The organism is Streptomyces sp. NPDC002809, assembly GCF_040295435.1.
Taxonomy (GTDB): domain Bacteria; phylum Actinomycetota; class Actinomycetes; order Streptomycetales; family Streptomycetaceae; genus Streptomyces.
Window position 1 is genome coordinate 14,378 of record NZ_JBEOVJ010000050.1, and the last position, 18,543, is coordinate 32,920.

16 protein-coding genes are annotated in these 18,543 nt (G+C 70.8%); 10 read left to right on the forward strand and 6 right to left on the reverse strand.

Going from position 1 to position 18,543, the window contains the following annotated elements; all coding sequences use genetic code 11:
• Positions 1-50 precede the first annotated feature (50 nt).
• Both ABT025_RS25805 and ABT025_RS25810 read right to left on the reverse strand, forming a co-directional pair.
• Entirely contained in the window at positions 51-2,342 is a 2,292-nt protein-coding gene (locus ABT025_RS25805) for an ABC transporter ATP-binding protein/permease (protein ID WP_350999014.1), read from the reverse strand.
• Positions 2,343-2,533: 191 nt separating this feature from the next.
• A complete protein-coding gene (locus tag ABT025_RS25810) occupies positions 2,534-2,860 on the reverse strand; it encodes a DUF5132 domain-containing protein (RefSeq protein ID WP_350999016.1) in 327 nt (108 codons plus the stop codon).
• Positions 2,861-3,374: 514 nt separating this feature from the next.
• Here ABT025_RS25810 and ABT025_RS25815 point away from each other — a divergent pair.
• The 4 genes from ABT025_RS25815 to ABT025_RS25830 are packed head-to-tail and all read left to right on the forward strand — an operon-like array spanning position 3,375 to position 8,609.
• Positions 3,375-4,955: an ABC transporter substrate-binding protein gene (locus ABT025_RS25815; RefSeq protein ID WP_350999019.1), complete on the forward strand. Its 1,581-nt coding sequence runs from the start codon at positions 3,375-3,377 to the stop codon at positions 4,953-4,955.
• 29 nt (positions 4,956-4,984) lie between these two features.
• The gene (locus tag ABT025_RS25820; RefSeq protein WP_350999022.1) at positions 4,985-5,953 is read left to right on the forward strand and encodes an ABC transporter permease; all 969 of its coding nucleotides are present in this window, start codon (positions 4,985-4,987) and stop codon (positions 5,951-5,953) included.
• A 2-nt stretch (positions 5,954-5,955) separates the two neighbouring features.
• Entirely contained in the window at positions 5,956-7,821 is a 1,866-nt protein-coding gene (locus tag ABT025_RS25825) for a dipeptide/oligopeptide/nickel ABC transporter permease/ATP-binding protein (RefSeq protein ID WP_350999025.1), read from the forward strand.
• Positions 7,818-8,609, forward strand: coding sequence for an ABC transporter ATP-binding protein (locus ABT025_RS25830; protein WP_350999027.1), 792 nt, complete (start codon positions 7,818-7,820; stop codon positions 8,607-8,609). Before ABT025_RS25825 ends, ABT025_RS25830 begins: the two co-directional genes overlap by 4 nt.
• A gap of 136 nt (positions 8,610-8,745) precedes the next feature.
• Here the strand turns inward: ABT025_RS25830 and ABT025_RS25835 are convergent, their stop codons facing one another.
• Complete coding sequence (locus ABT025_RS25835) at positions 8,746-9,798, reverse strand: alpha/beta fold hydrolase (protein WP_350999029.1); 1,053 nt, start codon at positions 9,796-9,798, stop codon at positions 8,746-8,748.
• Between the two features lie 326 nt (positions 9,799-10,124).
• On the opposite strand from ABT025_RS25835, the gene ABT025_RS25840 reads away from it, so the two are divergent.
• Positions 10,125-11,159, forward strand: coding sequence for a 3-oxoacyl-ACP synthase III family protein (locus tag ABT025_RS25840; protein ID WP_350999032.1), 1,035 nt, complete (start codon positions 10,125-10,127; stop codon positions 11,157-11,159).
• 558 nt (positions 11,160-11,717) lie between these two features.
• On the opposite strand, the gene ABT025_RS25845 is transcribed toward ABT025_RS25840, so the two are convergent.
• Complete coding sequence (locus ABT025_RS25845; RefSeq protein WP_350999039.1) at positions 11,718-12,293, reverse strand: TetR/AcrR family transcriptional regulator; 576 nt, start codon at positions 12,291-12,293, stop codon at positions 11,718-11,720.
• A gap of 74 nt (positions 12,294-12,367) precedes the next feature.
• Between ABT025_RS25845 and ABT025_RS25850 the strand changes: the two genes are divergently transcribed.
• Positions 12,368-13,417, forward strand: coding sequence for a zinc-binding dehydrogenase (locus ABT025_RS25850; protein ID WP_350999042.1), 1,050 nt, complete (start codon positions 12,368-12,370; stop codon positions 13,415-13,417).
• 260 nt (positions 13,418-13,677) lie between these two features.
• Here the strand turns inward: ABT025_RS25850 and ABT025_RS25855 are convergent, their stop codons facing one another.
• Together ABT025_RS25855 and ABT025_RS25860 are read right to left on the reverse strand one after the other, a co-directional pair.
• The gene (locus ABT025_RS25855) at positions 13,678-13,956 is read right to left on the reverse strand and encodes a DUF3817 domain-containing protein (RefSeq protein WP_350999045.1); all 279 of its coding nucleotides are present in this window, start codon (positions 13,954-13,956) and stop codon (positions 13,678-13,680) included.
• 5 nt (positions 13,957-13,961) lie between these two features.
• A complete protein-coding gene (locus tag ABT025_RS25860) occupies positions 13,962-14,426 on the reverse strand; it encodes a DUF2269 family protein (RefSeq protein WP_350999048.1) in 465 nt (154 codons plus the stop codon).
• Between the two features lie 89 nt (positions 14,427-14,515).
• Between ABT025_RS25860 and ABT025_RS25865 the strand changes: the two genes are divergently transcribed.
• From ABT025_RS25865 to ABT025_RS25880, 4 genes are all read left to right on the forward strand, one after another.
• On the forward strand, positions 14,516-14,857 hold the full coding sequence (locus ABT025_RS25865; RefSeq protein ID WP_350999051.1) for a PadR family transcriptional regulator: 342 nt from the start codon (positions 14,516-14,518) through the stop codon (positions 14,855-14,857).
• On the forward strand, positions 14,854-15,534 hold the full coding sequence (locus tag ABT025_RS25870) for a hypothetical protein (RefSeq protein ID WP_350999053.1): 681 nt from the start codon (positions 14,854-14,856) through the stop codon (positions 15,532-15,534). The genes ABT025_RS25865 and ABT025_RS25870 overlap by 4 nt, the downstream gene beginning before the upstream one ends.
• A 550-nt stretch (positions 15,535-16,084) precedes the next feature.
• Positions 16,085-17,290 (forward strand): hypothetical protein, encoded by a 1,206-nt coding sequence (locus tag ABT025_RS25875; RefSeq protein ID WP_350999056.1) that lies wholly within the window; start codon positions 16,085-16,087, stop codon positions 17,288-17,290.
• Positions 17,281-18,384, forward strand: a complete 1,104-nt coding sequence (locus ABT025_RS25880) for a hypothetical protein (protein ID WP_350999058.1) — start codon at positions 17,281-17,283, stop codon at positions 18,382-18,384. The genes ABT025_RS25875 and ABT025_RS25880 overlap by 10 nt, the downstream gene beginning before the upstream one ends.
• Positions 18,385-18,543: the final 159 nt, after the last annotated feature.

Here is an 18,543-nt window from a genome sequence, read left to right on the forward strand (position 1 = left end):
AAGTGCGGTGGTGTCACGCGATCGGCGGGCGGAGCGGCTTCTTTCTGCGGTCAGGCGGCGAGTTCGCCGGCCTGCAGCTGCCAGAGAGATGCGTAGAGTCCGTGCTGGGCGAGGAGTTCGTTGTGAGTGCCCTGTTCGGCGACGATGCCGCCCTTGTCCATGACGTAGATCCGGTCGGCGTGGCGGACCGTGGAGAGGCGGTGGGCGATGACGACCATCGTGCGGTCGACCGCGAAGCCGCGCAGTGTGCGCTGGATGGCGGCCTCGGTCTCGTTGTCCACGGCGGAGGTGGCCTCGTCGAGGATGACGACCGGCGAGTCCTTGAGGATCGCGCGAGCCAGGGCGATCCGCTGCCGCTGGCCGCCGGAGAGCGCGGCACCGCGTTCACCGATCAGGGTGTCGTAGCCGTCCGGCAGCGTGGCGATGAAGGCGTGGGCCTCGGCCATGGCGGCGGCCCGGAGCACTGCCTCGTCCGGAGCTTCGAAGGTGCCGTAGCGGATGTTGTCGGCGATGCTGCCGTCGAAGAGGAACGGATCCTGGGCGACGAAGCCGATGGCGTGGCGCAGGTTGTGCCGCCGCAGGTCCCTGATGTCCTGTCCGTCGATCAGTACCCTTCCGGACTGGGCGTCCTGGAATCGCATGAGCAGTCTGGCGATCGTCGTCTTGCCGGAGCCGGTGGCGCCCACCAGGGCGGTCACCTGCCCGGCAGGGATGGTCAGTGAGAGGTCCTTCAGCGCCGTCGGCCGGCCGGGGTAGGCGAAGGTGACCCCGTCGAGGACGATCTCGCCCCGCACCTCTGCGAGATCGAGCGTCCCGTCGCCGCCGTCGGCCTCGACGGGCAGGGCGCGCAGCCGCTGGACCCGGTCGTACGAGGCGAGGGTGCGCTGGTACTGGTCGGCGATGCCGCCGAGTCGGCTCATCCGCATCAGCAGCATCTGGGGCAACCCGATCAGCGGGCTGAACACCTCGAAGCGCAGGGTGCCGTTGAGTACCGAACGTCCGCCGATCAGCAGGGTTGCCGCCATCGACGCGGTGGTGCAGGACCGGACGGTCTCGGCGTGGCGGATCGTGCTCCGATCGGTCTGCCGGCTGCTCTCCTGGACCGACTCGCTCAGCGCGTCGATGCGTTCGGCCTCGTAGTCCTCGGTGCAGAAGCTCTTGACGGTCGCACCGGCTTCGAGGGAGTTGATCACTTGGCTGCCCAGCCTGGACCGGCACTCGCCGGTGACGGCGTAGTCCGCCGCTGCCTTCTTCTGATGGTGCAGCGACAGCCAGGCGATGACCGGGATCGGCAGGAACGCGATCCAGGCGATCTGGGGTGCCAGCAGGAGGAAGGCCGGCACCAGGACGGCCAGGCTGGTGACGAGTTGCAGCACGTCGTTGGCCGGTCCGGCGAAGAAGGCGCCCAACTGGCCGACGTCGTCGGTGAGGGAGCCGGCCACCCTGCTGGTCCGCTCACCCTCCAAGTGCCCCAGTTCGAGGTGCTGTACGTGTCGGTACGTGCGGCTCCGCCACTCGTGCTCGATGTCCTGGCCGAGTCGGCGCCACTGGAGGTTCGAGGCGTATGAGAGGCCCGCCACCGCGCCACAGGCGACGGCCACCAGCCCCGCCAGGCCCCAGAGTTGAGCGGAGGCCGTGGTCAGGCCGAGGCTGGCCAACGGAGCGGCCTCTCCCTTGATGAGGACCAGTCCGGTCCAGCCGAGGAAGGTGCCGAGCGCCATCTCCGCGGCCTGACAGGCGACGGACAGGGCAGCAGCCCGGTAGAGACGGCGCCGGTACGGACCGACGATCTCCAGCAAGGGGTGAAGCTCGGGCCCGGTCGCGTCCCGGGACACGACGGCCGTTCCGCGCCAGGCCTTCCGCAGGACGACCGCGGTGGCCGCGGCAACCCCGCCCGCGGCCACCAACTGCCTGCTCAGCGCCGATCCCTTGATCAGTGCGACCCCGGCCGCGACCCCGCCGCCGACGGCGAGCACAGGGCTCACGACCGCGCCGCGGTCCGCCCGAGGCGTCGGCACGGGGGCGGGGCCGGCGGGTGCCGGACGCCGCGCCCCGGTCGGTTCCTCCGCGACCCGGGTGACGGCCCCGCGGATGATCCGGCTGATGTCCGTTGCGCGCAGCCGCGCATCATGCCGGACGAGCACCCCGCCGGTGACGGGGTTGGCCTGGGCCTCGGTGATCCCGGGAATGTGACGCAGCGCGGCGGCGAGGATCTCGGCCGTCCGGGGGCGTCCGAGGACCAGCCTGACGTCCCAGCGCTGGCGGCCCGGTGTGACCGAGCGCGGGCTCGCACCCAATTCCACGGAGCGGAATTCGGTGGCGGCACCCAGGAGCGATGGCATGTGTAGGTTCACCTGTTTGCGGAGGTCGCGGAAATCTGCCACGGACATGACGGATTACGACGACGGAGCGGGAAATGGCGTAAGGCAAATCTCGATGGGCGAACGGCCTGTCAACGGCCGCCGCCCGCGCGAATCCCGTCAAAATCGATCGGAATGCGCGCCCGGCGGCGGCCGTGATCCCTTACGGGCCGTCAGTGCGTCTTTCCGGCGGCGCTACCGGCGGTCGCGCGGATCTTCGGGGTCCTCGATTCCCCCTTGGAGCCGTGCCCGGTGGCGTGCTGGCCGTCACCGGAGTGGCTTTCGGTCTCACCGGCGGCGATCTGGGCGGCCACCACGTCGGCAGCCACTTCGGCTGCGAGGTCATGGATGTTCTCCCCGGCCTCCTGAGCTGCCTTCTTCACCTCCATCGCGATGCCGACGGACGCCTTTACGACTCCACCCACCAGGGGCTTGAGCAGACGTTTGGCCAGTGGCGCGACGATGAGGCCGATCAGGAAGGGCGGTACTACAGGCGGCATGATGCTCCATCCTCTGACAGGGAACCCGGGGAGTGGCGAACACCGAAGCAGTGCACCGCCGGGCGGATATGAATCATTCCATCTCGAGATCCGGGACCCGTCTGGCGAATTGAATTCCCGGACACCGGAATGCACCGTCCGATCCCGTGATCACGGTAGCCGAGCCGCGCCCGCCTGAGCCAAATGCCCTCATGCCGGTTCACTCATGTGAGTGGTGATGATCTCCTCGCGTAACCTCAATTGCGGCGCGCCCGACACTCACCGGAGCGATTAAATGATTACCGCCTCGAAGGAACGCCGTGTCCGACCGGTGCTCGCCGCCGCAGCCTCGTGAACGCTGGGCGCGTGACACGGCGGCTGCGGCACCCCCCCGTATGGGTGAATCAGGGATCACCGCCCCAGGCGTCCCCGACGGCTCCCGGCCAAGCCGCCGGGCGATTCGGGATGTTCGAACATGCCTTCCGCGCAAGCCAGTTGAATCAGCCGGTCCAAGCCTTGGTGCGACCATGACGCCATGCTCCGACGCACTCCGCCGGTCGCCCTGGCGGCCGCTCTCACAGCCTCGGCCGTCGCGCTGGGCGGCTGCGGCGGCGCCACCTCCTCGACGAGCACCCACCTGGTGGACCGAGGCACCGTCCGGATCGCCGAGTCCAGTGAGACACCGAGCTTCGACCCGTACTCCGCGTTCGGTGCCGCCCAGGCCCACTACGCCTACGACTCCCTGGTCAACCTCGCCCCCGACGGCACTCTGGTCACCGGCCTGGCCTCCTCCTGGCAGGCCACCACCACCACGGCCACCTTCACCCTCCGCCCAGGCGTCACCTGCTCCGACGGAACTCCCCTCACCGCCTCGGCGGTGGCCCGGGCACTCACCTACGCCGGGAACCCGGGCAATCAGCTCGCCGGTGCCCGGACCGTCCTCCCGAACGTCCCGTTCACCGCGAGCGCCGACGACGGGACGGGCAGGGTGTCGACGACCACCGCAGCCCCCTTCCCCTTCCTCGTCCGCACCATCGGTCTGCTGCCGATCGTCTGCCCCGCCGGCCTCGACCGGCCCGGTTCGCTGGACCGCGCCACCCAGGGAACCGGCCCCTACGTACTGACCCGCTACACCCCCGGCGGACCGTACGAGTTCACCGTCCGCGACGACTACTCCTGGGGGCCCGCCGGGGCGACGACCACACACCCCGGGCTCCCCGCGCGCATCGTCATCTCGGTCGTGCCGCAGTCCTCCACGGTGGCGAACCTGCTGCTCACCGGAGGCGTCGACATCGCGGGCGTGAGCGGGCCGGACCGCGCCCGGCTCACCGGCCACGGCCTGACCACCGCCGACGTGGCGACCGTGGTCGGGCTCACGTTCTTCAACCAGCGCCCAGGCCGGGTACTCGCGGACCGCGAGCTGCGCCGCGCCCTGGTCGCCGCCCTCGACCGCCGGGGCCTGGCCAACGTCGCCGTCGGCGGCACCGGCAGCCCGGCCGGCGACTTCGGCGCCGAGGGCGCCGTCTGCCACGCCGCCCTCGCCGATGCCAACCTGCCCGCGCGGAACGCCGTCGAGGCCCTGCGCGACGCCGGCTGGACCCGCTCCGCCGACGGCCCGCTGACCAAGGACGGCCGGATGCTCCGGCTCCGCCTGATCACCAGCCCCGACCTCGGCCCGACCCTGCCCTCCGTCGCCGAACTGATGGCCAGGGAGTGGACGGAGCTCGGCGTCGAGGTCGACCTGGTGACCGAGAGCCTCCCCGCCCTCGTCAACGCCATGTACCGGAGCGCCGACTTCGACGTGGTGGTCGGCAGTACCCCCGGCTTCGCCCTGCCGGTCGGCTTCATCCCCTTCTTCTCCGGCTCCACCCCCGCCCAGGGCCTCAACTTCGCGGGGGTGACCAATCCCGAGTACGACGCCCTGGTCACCAAGGCACTTGGGGAGACCGACACCACCGGATGCGGCACCTGGAACCGGGCAGCCGCCGCCCTCTTCCGCTCGGCCGACGCGCTGCCGATCGCCGAAGGCCGGAGCAGCGTGTACGGCTACCGCACCACCTTCGCCACCACCTTCGGCGGCCGGCTCGTTCCCACCAGCATCCGACTCCACCAGTGACCGCCCACCTCAGTGACCGAGGGCCCACCATGTCCGTATCCCAGTTGCTGCGCCACCCCTGGACGGTGTTCCTCGGCCGCCGCGCTGTCCGGCTGCTCCTCTCCCTCGGGTTCGTGCTCACCGCGTCCTTCGCGATGATCCGCCTCGTCCCCGGCGATCCGGTCCGGGCCGCGCTCGGCGTCGACGCCGCCCCCGACCTGGTGGCCGCCCGCAGACACGCCCTCGGGCTCGACACCCCATTCCTGTCCCAGTACCGGCACTACCTCGGCGGCCTCCTGCACGGGGACCTGGGCACCTCACTGGTCACCGGCACACCGGTCGCGGAGATGATCCGCACCCGGCTGCCGGCCACCCTGGAGATCGCCTGCCTCGCCTTCGTGGTCACCCTCGTCGTCGCCCTGCCCGGTGGCCTGCTCGCTGCCGTCCGCACCCTTGACGGCCGCCGCCCGCGCACCGAGTCGGCGTTCACCGCGATCACCGCCGGCCTGGCCGGAGTGCCGGACTTCGTCCTGGCCGCCGGACTCACGGCGCTTCTGGCCGTCGGCCTCCAACTGCTTCCGGTGGCCGGTGCGGCAGGCGTCGGGTCCTTCGTCCTGCCCGTCCTCGCGCTCTCGCTCGCGCCCACCGCTGTCCTGCTGCGCATCGTCCGGGTGGAGGCGCTGAAGGTGCTGAACGAGGACTACCTGCGCACGGCCCGGAGCAAACGGCTGTCTCCCGCACGCCGGTACCTCCGGCACGCTGCACCGAACACGGCCACAGCCGCACTCACGGTCGCCGGCAGCCTGCTGCCCGCCCTGATCGCAGGCACCGTGCTGGTCGAGAAGGTCTTCGCCTGGCCGGGCATCGGCTCCGCCATGGCCCAGTCCGCGGTCGCACAGGACTACCCGGTGGTCCAGGCGATGGTGCTGGTGCTGGGCACCACCGTGCTGCTCGCCGGCCTCCTCGTCGACGTTCTGCTCGCCGTACTCGATCCCCGCTCGGCCATCCGGGAGATGTGACCATGTGCCTTCCGTCCGGCTTCCGGCGCCCACTCATCGCCTGGGCCACCGCGTTCATGCTGGCGTCACTCGTCGCGCTCGCCCTCGTCGGTCCGATGGTCTGGGGCGCGGCGGCCGACCGCCCGGACCCCTCGGCCGTGCTCCGGGGACCCTCCGCCGCGCACCCCTTCGGAACGGACGGCCTCGGCCGGGACGTGCTCGCCCGGGTCCTGACGGCCACCCGGCCCTCCCTGCTGCTCGCGCTGGCGGCGGCCCTGCTCGGCGCGGGCTCGGGAATCCTTGTCGGGGCCTGTACCGCGGTTCTCGGCCGACGCGGCCGCCGGCTGACCGCCGGACTGATCAACCTCCTGCTCGCCTTCCCGGCACTCCTCGTCGCGATGTTCCTCGCGGTCGTGTTCGGCGCGGGCGCCGCCGGGGCGGTGGCGGCCCTCGCAGCGGCGGGCGCCCCCGGATTCGCCCGGCTCGCCCAGACCCTCGCCGCAGGGGTCGCGGGCACCGACCACCTGGCCGCGGCCCGTGTCCTCGGCCTGCGCCGCCACCGGCTGCTGTGGCGGCACGTCCTGCCCAACATCGCGGAGCCGCTGCTCCTGAGCACCACCACGGCGGCGGGCACCACCCTGGTCGCGCTCTCCGGGCTGAGTTTCCTCGGCCTGGGCGTCCAACCGCCCAGTTACGACTGGGGGCTGCTGCTCAGCCAGGGACTCGACCGGATCTACGCCGAGCCGCTGCCCGCGCTGGCCCCGGGCCTGGCTGTCCTCTACGCGGCCCTGACGTTCCAACTGCTCGGCGAGACCCTGGCCGGGAGCGTCGCCCGCCGCGGCCCGGCCCCGCGCGCCCCCGCACCGACGCACGCACCGAGCGGCCCCGCCGAGGACGGGCTGGTCCTCCAGGTCGAGGACCTCACCGTCGAACTCCCCACCCCGGACGGCACGATCCAGCCGGTGCGCGGTGTGAGCCTCTCGCTGCGGCCGGGCGAGGCCGTCGGGCTCGTCGGCGAATCGGGGTCCGGTAAGTCGCTCACCGCGCTCGCCGTCGCCGACCTGCTCCCTTACGGTGCCCGGGTGTCCCGGCGCACCCTGCGCCTGCTCGGAGCCGACCTCGCCACCCTGACGCCGAAGGAGCGGGACCGGCACCTCGCGACGGGCCTGTCGGTGATCTTCCAGAACCCGGCCTCGGCGCTCAACCCGTCCCTGCGGATCGGCACCCAGCTCACCGAGGCCGTCCGGGCCCACCGCGGCACGAGCCGTGCACAGGCGGCCGCGGAGGCTGCCGACGCCCTGCGCCGGGTCGACCTCCCCCCGGCTCTGCTGCGCTCACGTCCGTACCAGCTCTCCGGCGGCCAGCGCCAGCGCGTGATGATCGCATCCGGGCTGATGACGCGACCGGGGCTGATCATCGCCGACGAACCGACCACCGCGCTCGACGTCACCGTGCAGCGGCAGATCACCCGGCTGCTCACCGACATCCGGCGGGACACCTCCGCCGCGGTCCTGTTCATCAGCCACGACATCGCACTCGTGGGGGAGTTCTGCGAACGGGTCCTGGTGATGTACGCGGGCAGCATCGTCGAGGCCGTGCCCGCCGGCCGCCTCGCCGACGGCGCCCGGCACCCCTACACCCGGGCCCTGGTCGCCTCGGTGCCGGATCTCGCAGCCGACCGCGGCCGACCGCTGCCGACGATCGGGGGCGCACCGCCCGACCCGTTCGTGCCCGCACGGGGATGTCCGTTCGAGCCCCGCTGCCCGCACCGCCAGGACCACTGCGCCGAGCAGGCTCCACCGTTGCAGGACCTCGATGCCACTCACAGGGTCGCCTGCTGGCATCCGGTGCCGGTGACAGCGGACTTGAAGACGGTGGCCGCCTCATGACCAACCTTCAGGTGACCGGCCTCACCGTCCGCCACCCCGGCTCCCGCGTCTCCCTCGCCGCCGTGGACGGCGTCTCGCTGGAGATCGCGTCCGGCACCACGCTCGGGCTCGTGGGCGAGTCCGGCTCCGGGAAGTCCAGTCTGGCCGGCGCGATCGTCGGCCTCGTCCCCATGCACAGTGGCCGGGTCCTGATCGACGGCCGGGAGGTCCGCACCCGTACCGCCCGCGACCGGCGCCGGCTCGGCCGCCTCGTCCAGATCGTCCTCCAGGATCCGGACACTGCGCTCGACCCCCGGATGACGGCCCGCCAGACGCTTGTCGAAGCCGCCGGCGTCTTCAGCCGGCTCGACCGGGCCGCCCGCGCCGAGCGCGTCACCGAACTGCTCGGCCTCGTCGGCCTGGACCCCCGGCTCGCCGACCGTCTGCCGCGGCAGCTGTCCGGCGGTCAGCGCCAGCGGGTCTCCCTCGCCCGTGCCCTGGCCGTCGACCCCGGCCTGCTGATCGCCGACGAGATCACGTCGGCGCTCGACGTCTCGGTCCAGGCCTCCGTCCTCAACACGATCCGCGAACTCCAGCGACGGCTCGGACTCTCGGTGCTCTTCATCGGTCACAACCTGCCGGCGGTCTGCCACGTCTCCGACACCGTGGCGGTCATGCGGCACGGCAGGATCGTGGAGAGCGCCCCCACCGAGACGATCCTGCGCACGCCGCGGCACCCCTACACCCGAGCGCTGTTCGCCTCCGTGCCGTCCCTGGGCAGGTCCCCGTCCGAGGAAGGGACGCCATGACCGGCAGGGCGCCCGGACACGGCGTCCGGCACCGCCGTCGCCCTCGGCAGCCGCTTTACCGCCGCTGCGCACACGCCGGCACCGCCCTGGGGTCCTCGTCCTCCCGACCCAGGTCGGGACGGACCCGGCGCGGCAGTCAGGGGCCGGTTGTACGAAGCTCACGCACCAGGTCCTCGACCACACCGACCACGAAGGAGGGAACTTCGTGCGGAAAGCCGTGTCCCGTGCCCTGCGGCGTGTGCACCAGTCGTGACGACGTCGACGTCGACAGATACCGGACCCTGCTCCGGAGGTAGAAGCGGCTGATCCGCTCGGCCTCGGCAGCGTCCCGGGCGCCGGCCAGCACCGCCTCACCGCCGATGAGATCCCGGGGTATCACCAGCACCAGGGGAAGGTCCCCGAGATCCCCGTCGTACACCACGGTCTCCCAGCCGACTCCCGCCAGCCCGGACGGCGTCAGTTCGGCGAAGGCCGATGCTGCTGCGCAGCTTTGACCCGCCCGGTTCCCGCGACCGCGATGGGCACCGAACAACTGCCTCACCGCCGTCAGCAGGAGGCCGCGACGCATCCGCGCGAGCTGCCGGTTTCGCGGCGCGAAGGCGACCACCTCCGGGGGAGTCGGATCGAGCAGCACGAGACCGGCCACCAGATCGGGCCGACGCCTGGCCGCGTTCGCGACCAGCAACCCTCCGAAGGAATGACCGACGAGCACGAAGGGTGCCTGCTCCCTTGCCCCCTCCAGCGCCGCCCAAAGCTCCTCCGCCTCGCCCGCCGTCGTTCTCGGGAAGGTCCCGACGTCACTCCAGCCCGAACCGAACCGGTCGACCAGAACCGACCTGGCCCGGGCCGACAGCATGGTGTGCAGCTCCCGGAAGTCCTCACCCGGGGCGTGCCCGCCGGGCATCCAGACCACCGTCGGCCCGCTCCCGGCCTCTCCCTCGGCGAGGACGTGCATCCGGTGGCCGCCCACACCGACCAGCCGCCCCGGCGGGGGGTTCTCCCGCCGCTCGCGGGCCATCAGGACCAAGTGGCGCACGGCTCCCACTGCCAGCAGCACACCGACAGCCATCGCCAGGGCGCCGAGCGCCGTCGCCCAGGTCGTCCCCGCCCCGGCCGGCCCGATGCCCGCCCCCGCTACCAGCACCGCGACCGGCACCCCGATCCAGTCCCGGCTCAACAGCGCGAGCAAGGAATCCGCAAATCGTCCGTCCCGCCGGTCCCGTCGCATCGGCCCCTCCGTAAAGGTATTCGAAAACTGATCACCGCCAGTATCCGCCCCCCGTGCACGCGCAGCACGACAAAGGCTTTTCCGTTATGTGAAGTCAAGTAGTCGAATCTTTTCTCACTCTCATTGATTAAAGAGAGAACTTCGGATCAGATCTCCGTGAGATGATGCGGCGGCGTTGTAATGCAACGGGCTTGGAAGTGCCGGGCATTCGTAAATCGACATGGAAAGGAATGGAATATGGGAATTCTTCGAGGAACACCGAACGCACCCGAACGGAGGGCCGCGGAATGACCGTCGCCCTGGATCAGCCCCTGTGCCACCAGACCGGTGCCGGCCTGTCCGTGCCGTTCGCCATCGCCGGAACCGGGATGCACCTGCCACCGACGGTCGTCAGCAATCAGGAGCTCACCCGCACCCTGGACACCAGCGACGAATGGATCACCAGCCGTACCGGAATCCGCGAACGCCGCCGTCTGGACCCGCGTCTGGCGACCTCCGACATGTGCGTCGCCGCGGCCCACCCGGCGTTGGCGGCCGCCGGCATCGGGCCCGCGCAGCTGGACGCGGTCATCGTCGCCACCTACACCTGGGACCAGCCGCTCCTGTCGACCGCGCTGATCGTCAAAGACGCCCTCGGCGCCCACCGTGCTCTTTCCCTCGACGTCACCCAAGCCGCCTGCGCCTCCGGAATCCAGGCGATGCTGATCGCCGCCCATCTCCTGCAGAATCCCTCCATCACCACCATCCTGCTCCTCGCGGCCGACTGCGCTTCCAGGATCACCGATCCCACCGACCGCACCGCCGGTGTCTTCTTCGGAGACGCCGCGGCAGCCGTGGTCCTCACCCGTTCCGACACCCCTGGCGCGGGCCTGCTCTCCTACAACCTGGGTTCCCGGCTTTCCTACGATGTCCAGATCCCGGCCGGAGGCTCCCGGCTGCCCACCAGCATCGCCACCCTCGCCGCGGGAGAGCACTACTTGTCCATGGACGGCCGCGCCGTCTGGAACGCTGCGACCACACGGCTGCCCGAGAGCATCACCAGCGCCGCTGCCTGCGCCGGCGTGCCGATCGACCAAGTCCGGCACTTCTTCCTGCACCAGGCCAACTTGAACATCCTCACGGAGGCCATGGCCGCTCTGGGCGTTCCCCGTGAGCGTGCACCCGTCACCATCGACCGACTGGGCAACACCGGATCAGCCGGCCTGTTCACCGCCCTGCACACCACCGTCACCGAGGGCTCCCTCCTTCCGGGAGACACCTACGTGCTGTCCGGGATCGGTGCGGGCTTCCAGTGGGGAACCCTCTGTCTCCGGCACGCCTGACCCACTCACGTAACCGAGACGACTCGGCGGGTTTTCGAACCCGTCGATTCCGGGCGGCACGAGCGTCGGTAAAGCGAACACCCGGGCAGAGGAAAGGCATCGTGATTCACGGGTTGTCCGTCCTGTCCCGGTTATCCGCTCCGCTGACGCGATCTCGATCCGCTTCGGCGGACATTCGAGATCAGGGCTCAGCTCAGGGGGATGTCCATCACGGAGAGCGTGGGGGAGAAGAAGCCTCGCCGCCCTCGTCGTTCGTTCACGCCGGACTTCAGGAACGGGATCGTCGGGTTGTGCCGACGGGGTGACCGTTCGGTCGGGCAGGTTGTCAGGGACTTCGGGGCCGTCTTCGGGTTCATCCGGCGCGGTGTCGGGGTGAACGTGGTCAGGTCTCTCCGCGCTGTGATCATCCAGTGGTCACCGGTGTCCGGCGCGCTCACCGTTGTGGTCCGGCTCTCCGCTCTCAAGTGAGTGTGGCGAGGGCGCGGTGACGTGGCGGGTCGAGCGGGCAATCCCGGGTACCCGGCACGGGAACTCCGGCCGCCGCACCTTTCGGCAGCTCTACTGGTGGGGCGGTTTGCTGGCTAGAACCAGGGCTCGTGCCAGGTCGGTGCTCTCCGGAAGGGTGTCGAGCGAGAGGGGCTGGGTGGCGACAGCGCCCTCGTGCAGCACGAGGAGTCGGGTGGCGAGGGTGGCCGGCCGCGAGCAGCCCGCCGCGACGGCGAGTTCCTCGAACAGGTTCAGCAGCCAGAGCTTCTGGTTCGCGGCGATGCGGTATGCGGGATGTGAGGGGTCCGGGAGTTCGGCCAGCGCGTTGATGAAGGCGCATCCGCGGGTGTTGGCCACGCTCCAGATCCGCAGCGCCTCGAAGGGTGCGGTGACGGCCTCGGCGGGAGTGTCGCCGGCGTCGACGGCTGCACGGACAAGCGACCGCCAGCGCCGGTCGCGTTCCGTGAGATAGGTCGCCACGAGGTGGTCCTTCGAACCGAACTGGTTGTACAGGGTTCGCTTGGTCACGCCTGAGTGCTCGGCGATCAGATCCACGCCGACCGCTGTGATTCCGCGGTTGTAGAACAGTTCGTCGGCGGCCGCCACGATGCGACGGCCGGCCGGTGTCAGAGGCCGCGCTTCCTGCACATCGGCTCCCTTCGCCGATCGGTGTACGGTGGACGATGTTCACAGATCAGTATACCTGCGAGGAGGTACAAGCGATGGGCGTGTCAGATTCCATGCGAGCGGTGCGCATCACCAGGCACGGAGGACCGGAGGTCCTTGAGCCGGTGAAGGTCGCCGTCCCCGCCCTTCAGGCAGGGGAGGTGCTGGTCCAGGTCGCCGCGGTGGCGCTGAACAACACCGACCTGTGGACCCGGGAGGGCGCCTACGGCCGCCCGGACGACCCGAAGGCGCTGTCGGGCTGGCGCGGCCCGATCGACTTCCCGCGCATCCAGGGCGCCGACGTGGCCGGCCGGGTCGTGGCCGTCGGGGCCGGAGTGGAGGGGAGCCTCGTCGGACGCCGAGTGGTCGTCGACCCCGCGATCTACGACACCGAAGGGCCGGATGCCAACCCGGTGGGCCTGATGGGCAGCGAACGCGACGGCGGATACGCCGAGTACGTGACAGCGCCGGCGAAGCGTGTGCACGACGTGACGGAATCCCCGCTCACCGACGACCAGCTCGCGACGCTGCCGACCGCCTACGGCACAGCGCTGGGCATGATCGAGCGAGGACGGCTGCAGAAGGGGGAGACCGCCCTGGTCTCGGGAGCGTCCGGCGGCGTCGGCATCGCGCTGGTGCAGATCGCCCGCGCGCGCGGCGCAAGGGTGGTCGCCATCAGCAGCGGACCCAAGATCGACGCGGTGCGCGAAGCGGGCGCGCACGAAGTCGTCGACCGCGCGGGAGACCTCGTCGAGCAGATTCGTGCCGCTGCCCCGGAGGGCATCGACGTGGCACTCGACGTCGTGGCCGGCGAGCTGGTGGGTGAGGGGCTTCCGCTGCTGCGCGAAGGGGGCCGGTGGGTCATCGCCGGTGCACTGGGCGGATACGGCGTGACTTTTGATGTGCGCCGTCTCTACCTGCACAACGCCCAGGTCATCGGTTCCGCGATGCACACGCCCACGCACTTCGACCTCCTCATGGACCTGGCCCGTCGGGGAGAGGTCCAGCCCGTCATCGCAGCGGCCTTCTCGCTGGAACAGGCCGCTCGGGCGCAGGAAGAACTCTCGCGCAGGGGGCATGTGGGAAAGATCGTCATGCGTCCCTGAGTTCCATCCGACGGATCACGGACGGAGTCATGAGGGGGCTGCTGAGGCTATGGCGGTGCCATGGAAGACGTAGGCCCTCTTGTCGTGGCGGGTGGCGGGTGGCGGGTGGCGGGCGGCGGGCGGCGACGGCTCGGGAGGTTCCGGGCCGGTTGACCGTCCGCCCGAACTCGTTGTGGTGTGTGTGGATCTCGTGGTCGGAACCGAGCGGGCCTGCCGCCCTCGCTGTCCCACCGCGGCGGGGCCCGCTCGGTGCCGGTGAGTCAGTCGGCCGAGGAGACGGGGTGGGAGGAGGCTGGCTGCTGCCCCAGCAGGCGCAGGGCGAGCAATCCTCCGATGCCGGGAATGAAGGCACACCCCATGGCTCCCGGCCGCGCGAGGGCGGGAGTGAGGAAGACGGCGACGATGACGGCCAGGTAGGCCGTGCCGTGGAGAAGTCCGCCCAGCGACGTGACGACTCCGGTGTGCACGGTGAACAGGTTGAGCAGCAAGAGCGTGAGGGATGCGGCTTCGACTGCGGCCGCGATACGCAGGGTTCGCATACTGATCAGACTCCCGTTGTGGAGCCGGGGCGGACGATCATCAGGACGACGACGGTTGCCCACAGGAGGTTGAATATTCCTGTGGTCATGGAGAGGCGCACCGCCGCCGGCCGCAGTTCGGGAATCGCGTCCCCTGGTTGGTCGAGCAGCCGGGCCTGTCCGGGCAGGACCACCGTGAGCAGCAGGGCTCCTGCGGCGGCCGTGAGCGCGATCGACGTCAGCAGCCAGGCATCGGTCAGGACGCCCATCCGGGAGCCGGTGGCGACACCCAGTACGGGGACGGCGATGCCGACGACCGCGTACCCACGACAGATCTTGTGCAGGAACGCGGCTGTCACGCCGTCCGGCCCCTGTGCGCCATCGCCGGCCGACTGCCGTGCGTAGCGCGGGAACACCGAGGCCGCCACGGTGATCGGCCCGATCGCCAGGATCGCTGCCAGGACGTGCAGCGAGAGCAGCAGCTTGGTCACAGGGGTCCCTTCATGGATTTCCCGCAAATGGATTGGCTGCCGACCTATGAGTAGCACAGTGTGATGCCGCTTAGGTAGGCTGCCTGACTATGAAGACGGATGCGGTACGTGGCCACCTGGACGGACTGCTGCTGTCCGTCCTGGAGTCCGGCCCCCTGCACGGCTACGCGATCATCGCTGCGGTCCAGGAGCGCAGCGGCGGCGTGCTGGAGCTGCGCAAGGGCACGATCTATCCCACCCTCAACCGGCTCGAGCGGATCGGGATGCTGACCAGCGCCTGGGAGTCGGTGGGCGAACGCCGTCGGCGCTGCTACACGCTCACCGACGCCGGACGGCGCAGCCTGGCCACCGAGCGGAGCCACTGGCGGGAGTTCACCGCAGCGATCGGCTCGGTGCTGGAACCCGCGCCGACCCCCGGACACGCCACGTGAAGGCGCCCGAGTCCCCGGCCGACGACCCCATCGAAGCCCACCTCGCGGACCTGACGGCCGCACTGCAAGGCCCGGCCCGGCTCAAGGCCCGGATGGTGGCCGAACTACGCGAGGGCCTCCTGGATACCGCGCGGGAACTGTCGCCCGATGCCGAACCCGGCCGGGACGCGGCCCGCCGGGCCATCTGCCAGTTCGGCACGGTGGCCGAGCTCGCGCCCAGCTTCCAGCACGAACTGACCATCACTCAGGCCCGTCACACCGCACGCACCGTCATATTGAACGTCCCGTGCCTGCTGGTGTGCTGGTCCCTGGTTGAGCTCTCCGGCCGCGCGGCGGGCCACCGGCTGCCAGGCACGCTTCAGGTGGCAGCCGCCCACCTCGGCGGCCTCTCGGCGCTCACCGCGCTGCTGGCAGCCGTGCTCCTCTCCGCCACCGGCTCCCTGGGCCGCCGACTGCCCCTTCCGCAACAACTGCCCCTCGTGGCGGCCTGGACGGGGACCACTGCGGCAGTCACCCTCGGGCTGAGCGCGCTGGCTCTCGTCACCGCCGCGGCACTCGCCACCGACTGGCCCCTGACCGCGGTCGCCTGCCTGATCAGCATCGCGCTCCACGCACGCATCGCCGCCTCCGCACGAGCGTGCCGCCGCTACGCCCGCCTGCCTGTCACCGCCCCCTGAAGAACGGGCCGGCAAGCCCGGATCCCGGCCGACGACGTCACCCGGAGGCCAGGTCCACGGACCTGGCCTCTCCTCCGACCGCCGGCCGATGTCCCCGGTGCCAGATGCTCCTGCCGTCGTCATGCGCGTTGTGGTCGCCCACGCCAAACCCTGCGGCCCCGGCCTTCTCTCGCGCCTCGTCCGACGACGGGCCGCTGAAGTCGGCCGTCTCCGGCGGGGGTTCGGGGGGCGGGGCCTTGTCGTCCGCAGCCTTCCGTTCCGGCTCCGGCGTCGGCACCGAGCGACGGGTCGACGCGGCGCTCGACGTGTCCGGCGGCGGACAGCGGCTTCGCAACGGCAGGCCGGCACCTTGTCGGCCTGCGCGGGAAGGCGATCGGCCGTCCGTCCGGCCCACGGGCTGCCCGCGTTTGTGGAACTACGGCTCTGATAGGTTCCAGGCCTTGCCCCGCCGGTGATGACGCGATTCTGCCGGCAGTACCGGGAGGGGAATCGCTCCGTGGGCCGGGTGCCGTCATGGTTGCGCAAGCCGCTGCTCATAGGGATGCCGCTCGTGTTGTCCCTCACCGGGGCGGTGCTCTTCTTCGGCGCCGACCGTTCGGACGGCCGTGGTCATTCGGCGGAGAATCGGGCGCAGTTGAAGCGTGCCTGTGCGGGGCTTCTGCCGTACGAGGAGCTGCGGGGCGCCGTGCCCGACGACGTCGCGGGCGTGGTGAGCCAGTACGGCACCATGCTCGACCCCGACGAGGAAAGCCGCTCCCTGGTGAACTGTTCCCTCACCTGGCCGGGGTACGGGTCGGTGCGGGTGCGGGCCGTAGCACTCATCTCCCGGATGCCGATGACGGTGCGGGCCGAGGACATTCTGCCCGGCGGTGACGACGATGGGTACGAGGCGCCCGGAGTCACCGGCAGGACAGGCGAGGACGGGCGGTCGTGGGTGGTCGCCGAGTGCCCCGGCGGGCTCGAGGGGCGGGTCCGCGAGGTGTCCGGGATGTACGTCACAGCCGCTGTCGATCTTCCCGCTTCCGGCAAGGGGGAGCCCGCGAGCTATCTCGCGGACTTCCGGACCGCCGTCCAGGTGGCCAACGGAATCGCAGCGGCTCAGAAATGCGGTGGCTCCCCGTTGAGGATTCCGGCGCGGGTCATCGACACGTACGAGGCCCATGTCACCGCGGACGCGGACGGGGGCAACATGAAGGTCGTGGGGATCGACGAGCCGGGCCTGGGCGTGGAGAAGTGCCGTGGGCTCGGCGGGCGCGCGGGATTCCCCGGCAAGTGGACCGTCAGCGGTGATCTGCAGGACTCACGGCTGCTGAGCGTCTGCGACGCCACCGTTCTGGACCGCGAGGACCCGACGGGCACCGATCCGACACCGCCCGACGGCGCGGTCGTCAGTGTCTCGGCGGCGAGTTGGGCCGGGCCGCTCAGCGAGTCCGCCGACGACCAGTACAACCGGACCGGCGACAGTTACCGCTTTCGCGAGGGGGAGCGGACGAAGGTCATCCCCGAATCGGAGCCGCACGAACTTGCCCTGTGGGCGCGGTCCGAGTGTGCTGCGGGCAGCACGTACCACCGCGTCACCGTCAGCAGGGAGACATCCGACCTAAGCATGTACACGCTGAGCGAGGCGGAGCGAGCCACGTTCTCCAGGGACGTCCGAAAGCTGATGGACAGCTATCTTGCCGCCCCTGACGGCTGGCCCATGAAGCAACGGTGCCATGACACCGAGGTTCTTGGAGAGGTGGAGGGATGGCGGTGAGGCGGATCGTCCTCCGGGCGGTGGCTGCCCTGGTCGCGGCAGCCGTCGTCGTCGCCGGGTATCTCCTGGCGCACGGCGACTTCCAGCGCTGGAGCGACGAGTCGGCGCTCGACGGTGCCTGTGACGGCCTGCTCGACCGGCACGTGGTGCGCGGCGTCCTCGGGTCGGGTGCCGTCGAGGTCGAGCACGAAAGGCGTGGTGCGGGTCTGGTGGGCTGTGAGGTGCGCGTCCGTGACGGTGGCACTGCCGAGATCCGTGTTCTCGACACCGCACAGGTCGGACAGACCCTGGATTCCCTCTACTCAGGTTCGCCGCGCGCGCTCGCCGTGCCGGTCGGCCACGGGTGGACGGGGCTCTTCGGAGCCGTTCCGGAACCCTCGGGATCTGCGGACGTGTTCAGGGCCGAGGAGGACGAGAAGGTGACCACGAGCCTGATTCTCGAGTGCACCGGGGACAGCAGTGCCAAGGGCCTGTCCGTCACGGTCCGGACGACGATCGACAAGACACTGGACGACCCGGCTGAGCGGCCGGCGTTCGCCAGGATCGCCACCTCCACCGCGGCCCGGGCGTCGAAGGCCCGGCGCTGCGGAGCCAGGCTCGGAAAGCCGGTCAGCAGCCTCGGCCTGCCGGTGAACGAGGACGAGTACGAGCCGCTCGGCACAGCCGACGGAACCTGCTCCGGCCTTCCCGTCGCGCACGGCATGGTGACCGCCACCGAGACCGCCCGCGGGGGAGCCCCGCACGAAACGTGCCGGCTCGCCGACGCCGGCCTCAGGACGCGCTACGTACTCGAGGCCGACTACGGCCCCTATGCCCAGGAGCGGTTCCTCCGGTACGAGGACGATCCCGATGAGGACACACCGAACACCCGGACACCCGCGCACCACCGCGACCGCGACGGCAGGATGAGCTGGACAACGGCCAAGTGCCGTGACGGCCAAGCCTTGTTCACCTTGCAGCCCTCGTACGAGACGGGGCGGGACCGCAAGTACCCGAGGGGTGACGCGGACCTTGCCTACGAGCGTGCCGCACTGAAGGCATTCGCTGAGCGCTCGGCCAGGGCCCACGAATGCCCGGCCCCGGCCAGGCCTTGACGCCGCTCCCGACCGGAGTCGCCGTACCCGGCCGTCCTGGCCGGCGGCCGGCCAGTGGGGTTCATTGCGCGTGAGGGGACGAGGCCCCACCGGGGAGTCCGGCGGGGCCTCCTCGTCCCGCGGTGGGGTTGAGGGCGCGCCGTTTCGGTACGGGCCGGG

Coding starts and splice junctions, on each gene's coding strand:
- ABT025_RS25815 (WP_350999019.1), top strand. CDS start 3,375: ATGCTCCGACGCACTCCGCCGGTCGCCCTGGCGGCCGCTCTCACAGCC.
- ABT025_RS25850 (WP_350999042.1), top strand. CDS start 12,368: ATGGGCGTGTCAGATTCCATGCGAGCGGTGCGCATCACCAGGCACGGA.
- ABT025_RS25865 (WP_350999051.1), top strand. CDS start 14,516: ATGAAGACGGATGCGGTACGTGGCCACCTGGACGGACTGCTGCTGTCC.
- ABT025_RS25825 (WP_350999025.1), top strand. CDS start 5,956: ATGTGCCTTCCGTCCGGCTTCCGGCGCCCACTCATCGCCTGGGCCACC.
- ABT025_RS25840 (WP_350999032.1), top strand. CDS start 10,125: ATGACCGTCGCCCTGGATCAGCCCCTGTGCCACCAGACCGGTGCCGGC.
- ABT025_RS25830 (WP_350999027.1), top strand. CDS start 7,818: ATGACCAACCTTCAGGTGACCGGCCTCACCGTCCGCCACCCCGGCTCC.
- ABT025_RS25820 (WP_350999022.1), top strand. CDS start 4,985: ATGTCCGTATCCCAGTTGCTGCGCCACCCCTGGACGGTGTTCCTCGGC.
- ABT025_RS25810 (WP_350999016.1), bottom strand. CDS start 2,860: ATGCCGCCTGTAGTACCGCCCTTCCTGATCGGCCTCATCGTCGCGCCA.
- ABT025_RS25880 (WP_350999058.1), top strand. CDS start 17,281: ATGGCGGTGAGGCGGATCGTCCTCCGGGCGGTGGCTGCCCTGGTCGCG.
- ABT025_RS25805 (WP_350999014.1), bottom strand. CDS start 2,342: ATGCCATCGCTCCTGGGTGCCGCCACCGAATTCCGCTCCGTGGAATTG.
- ABT025_RS25855 (WP_350999045.1), bottom strand. CDS start 13,956: ATGCGAACCCTGCGTATCGCGGCCGCAGTCGAAGCCGCATCCCTCACG.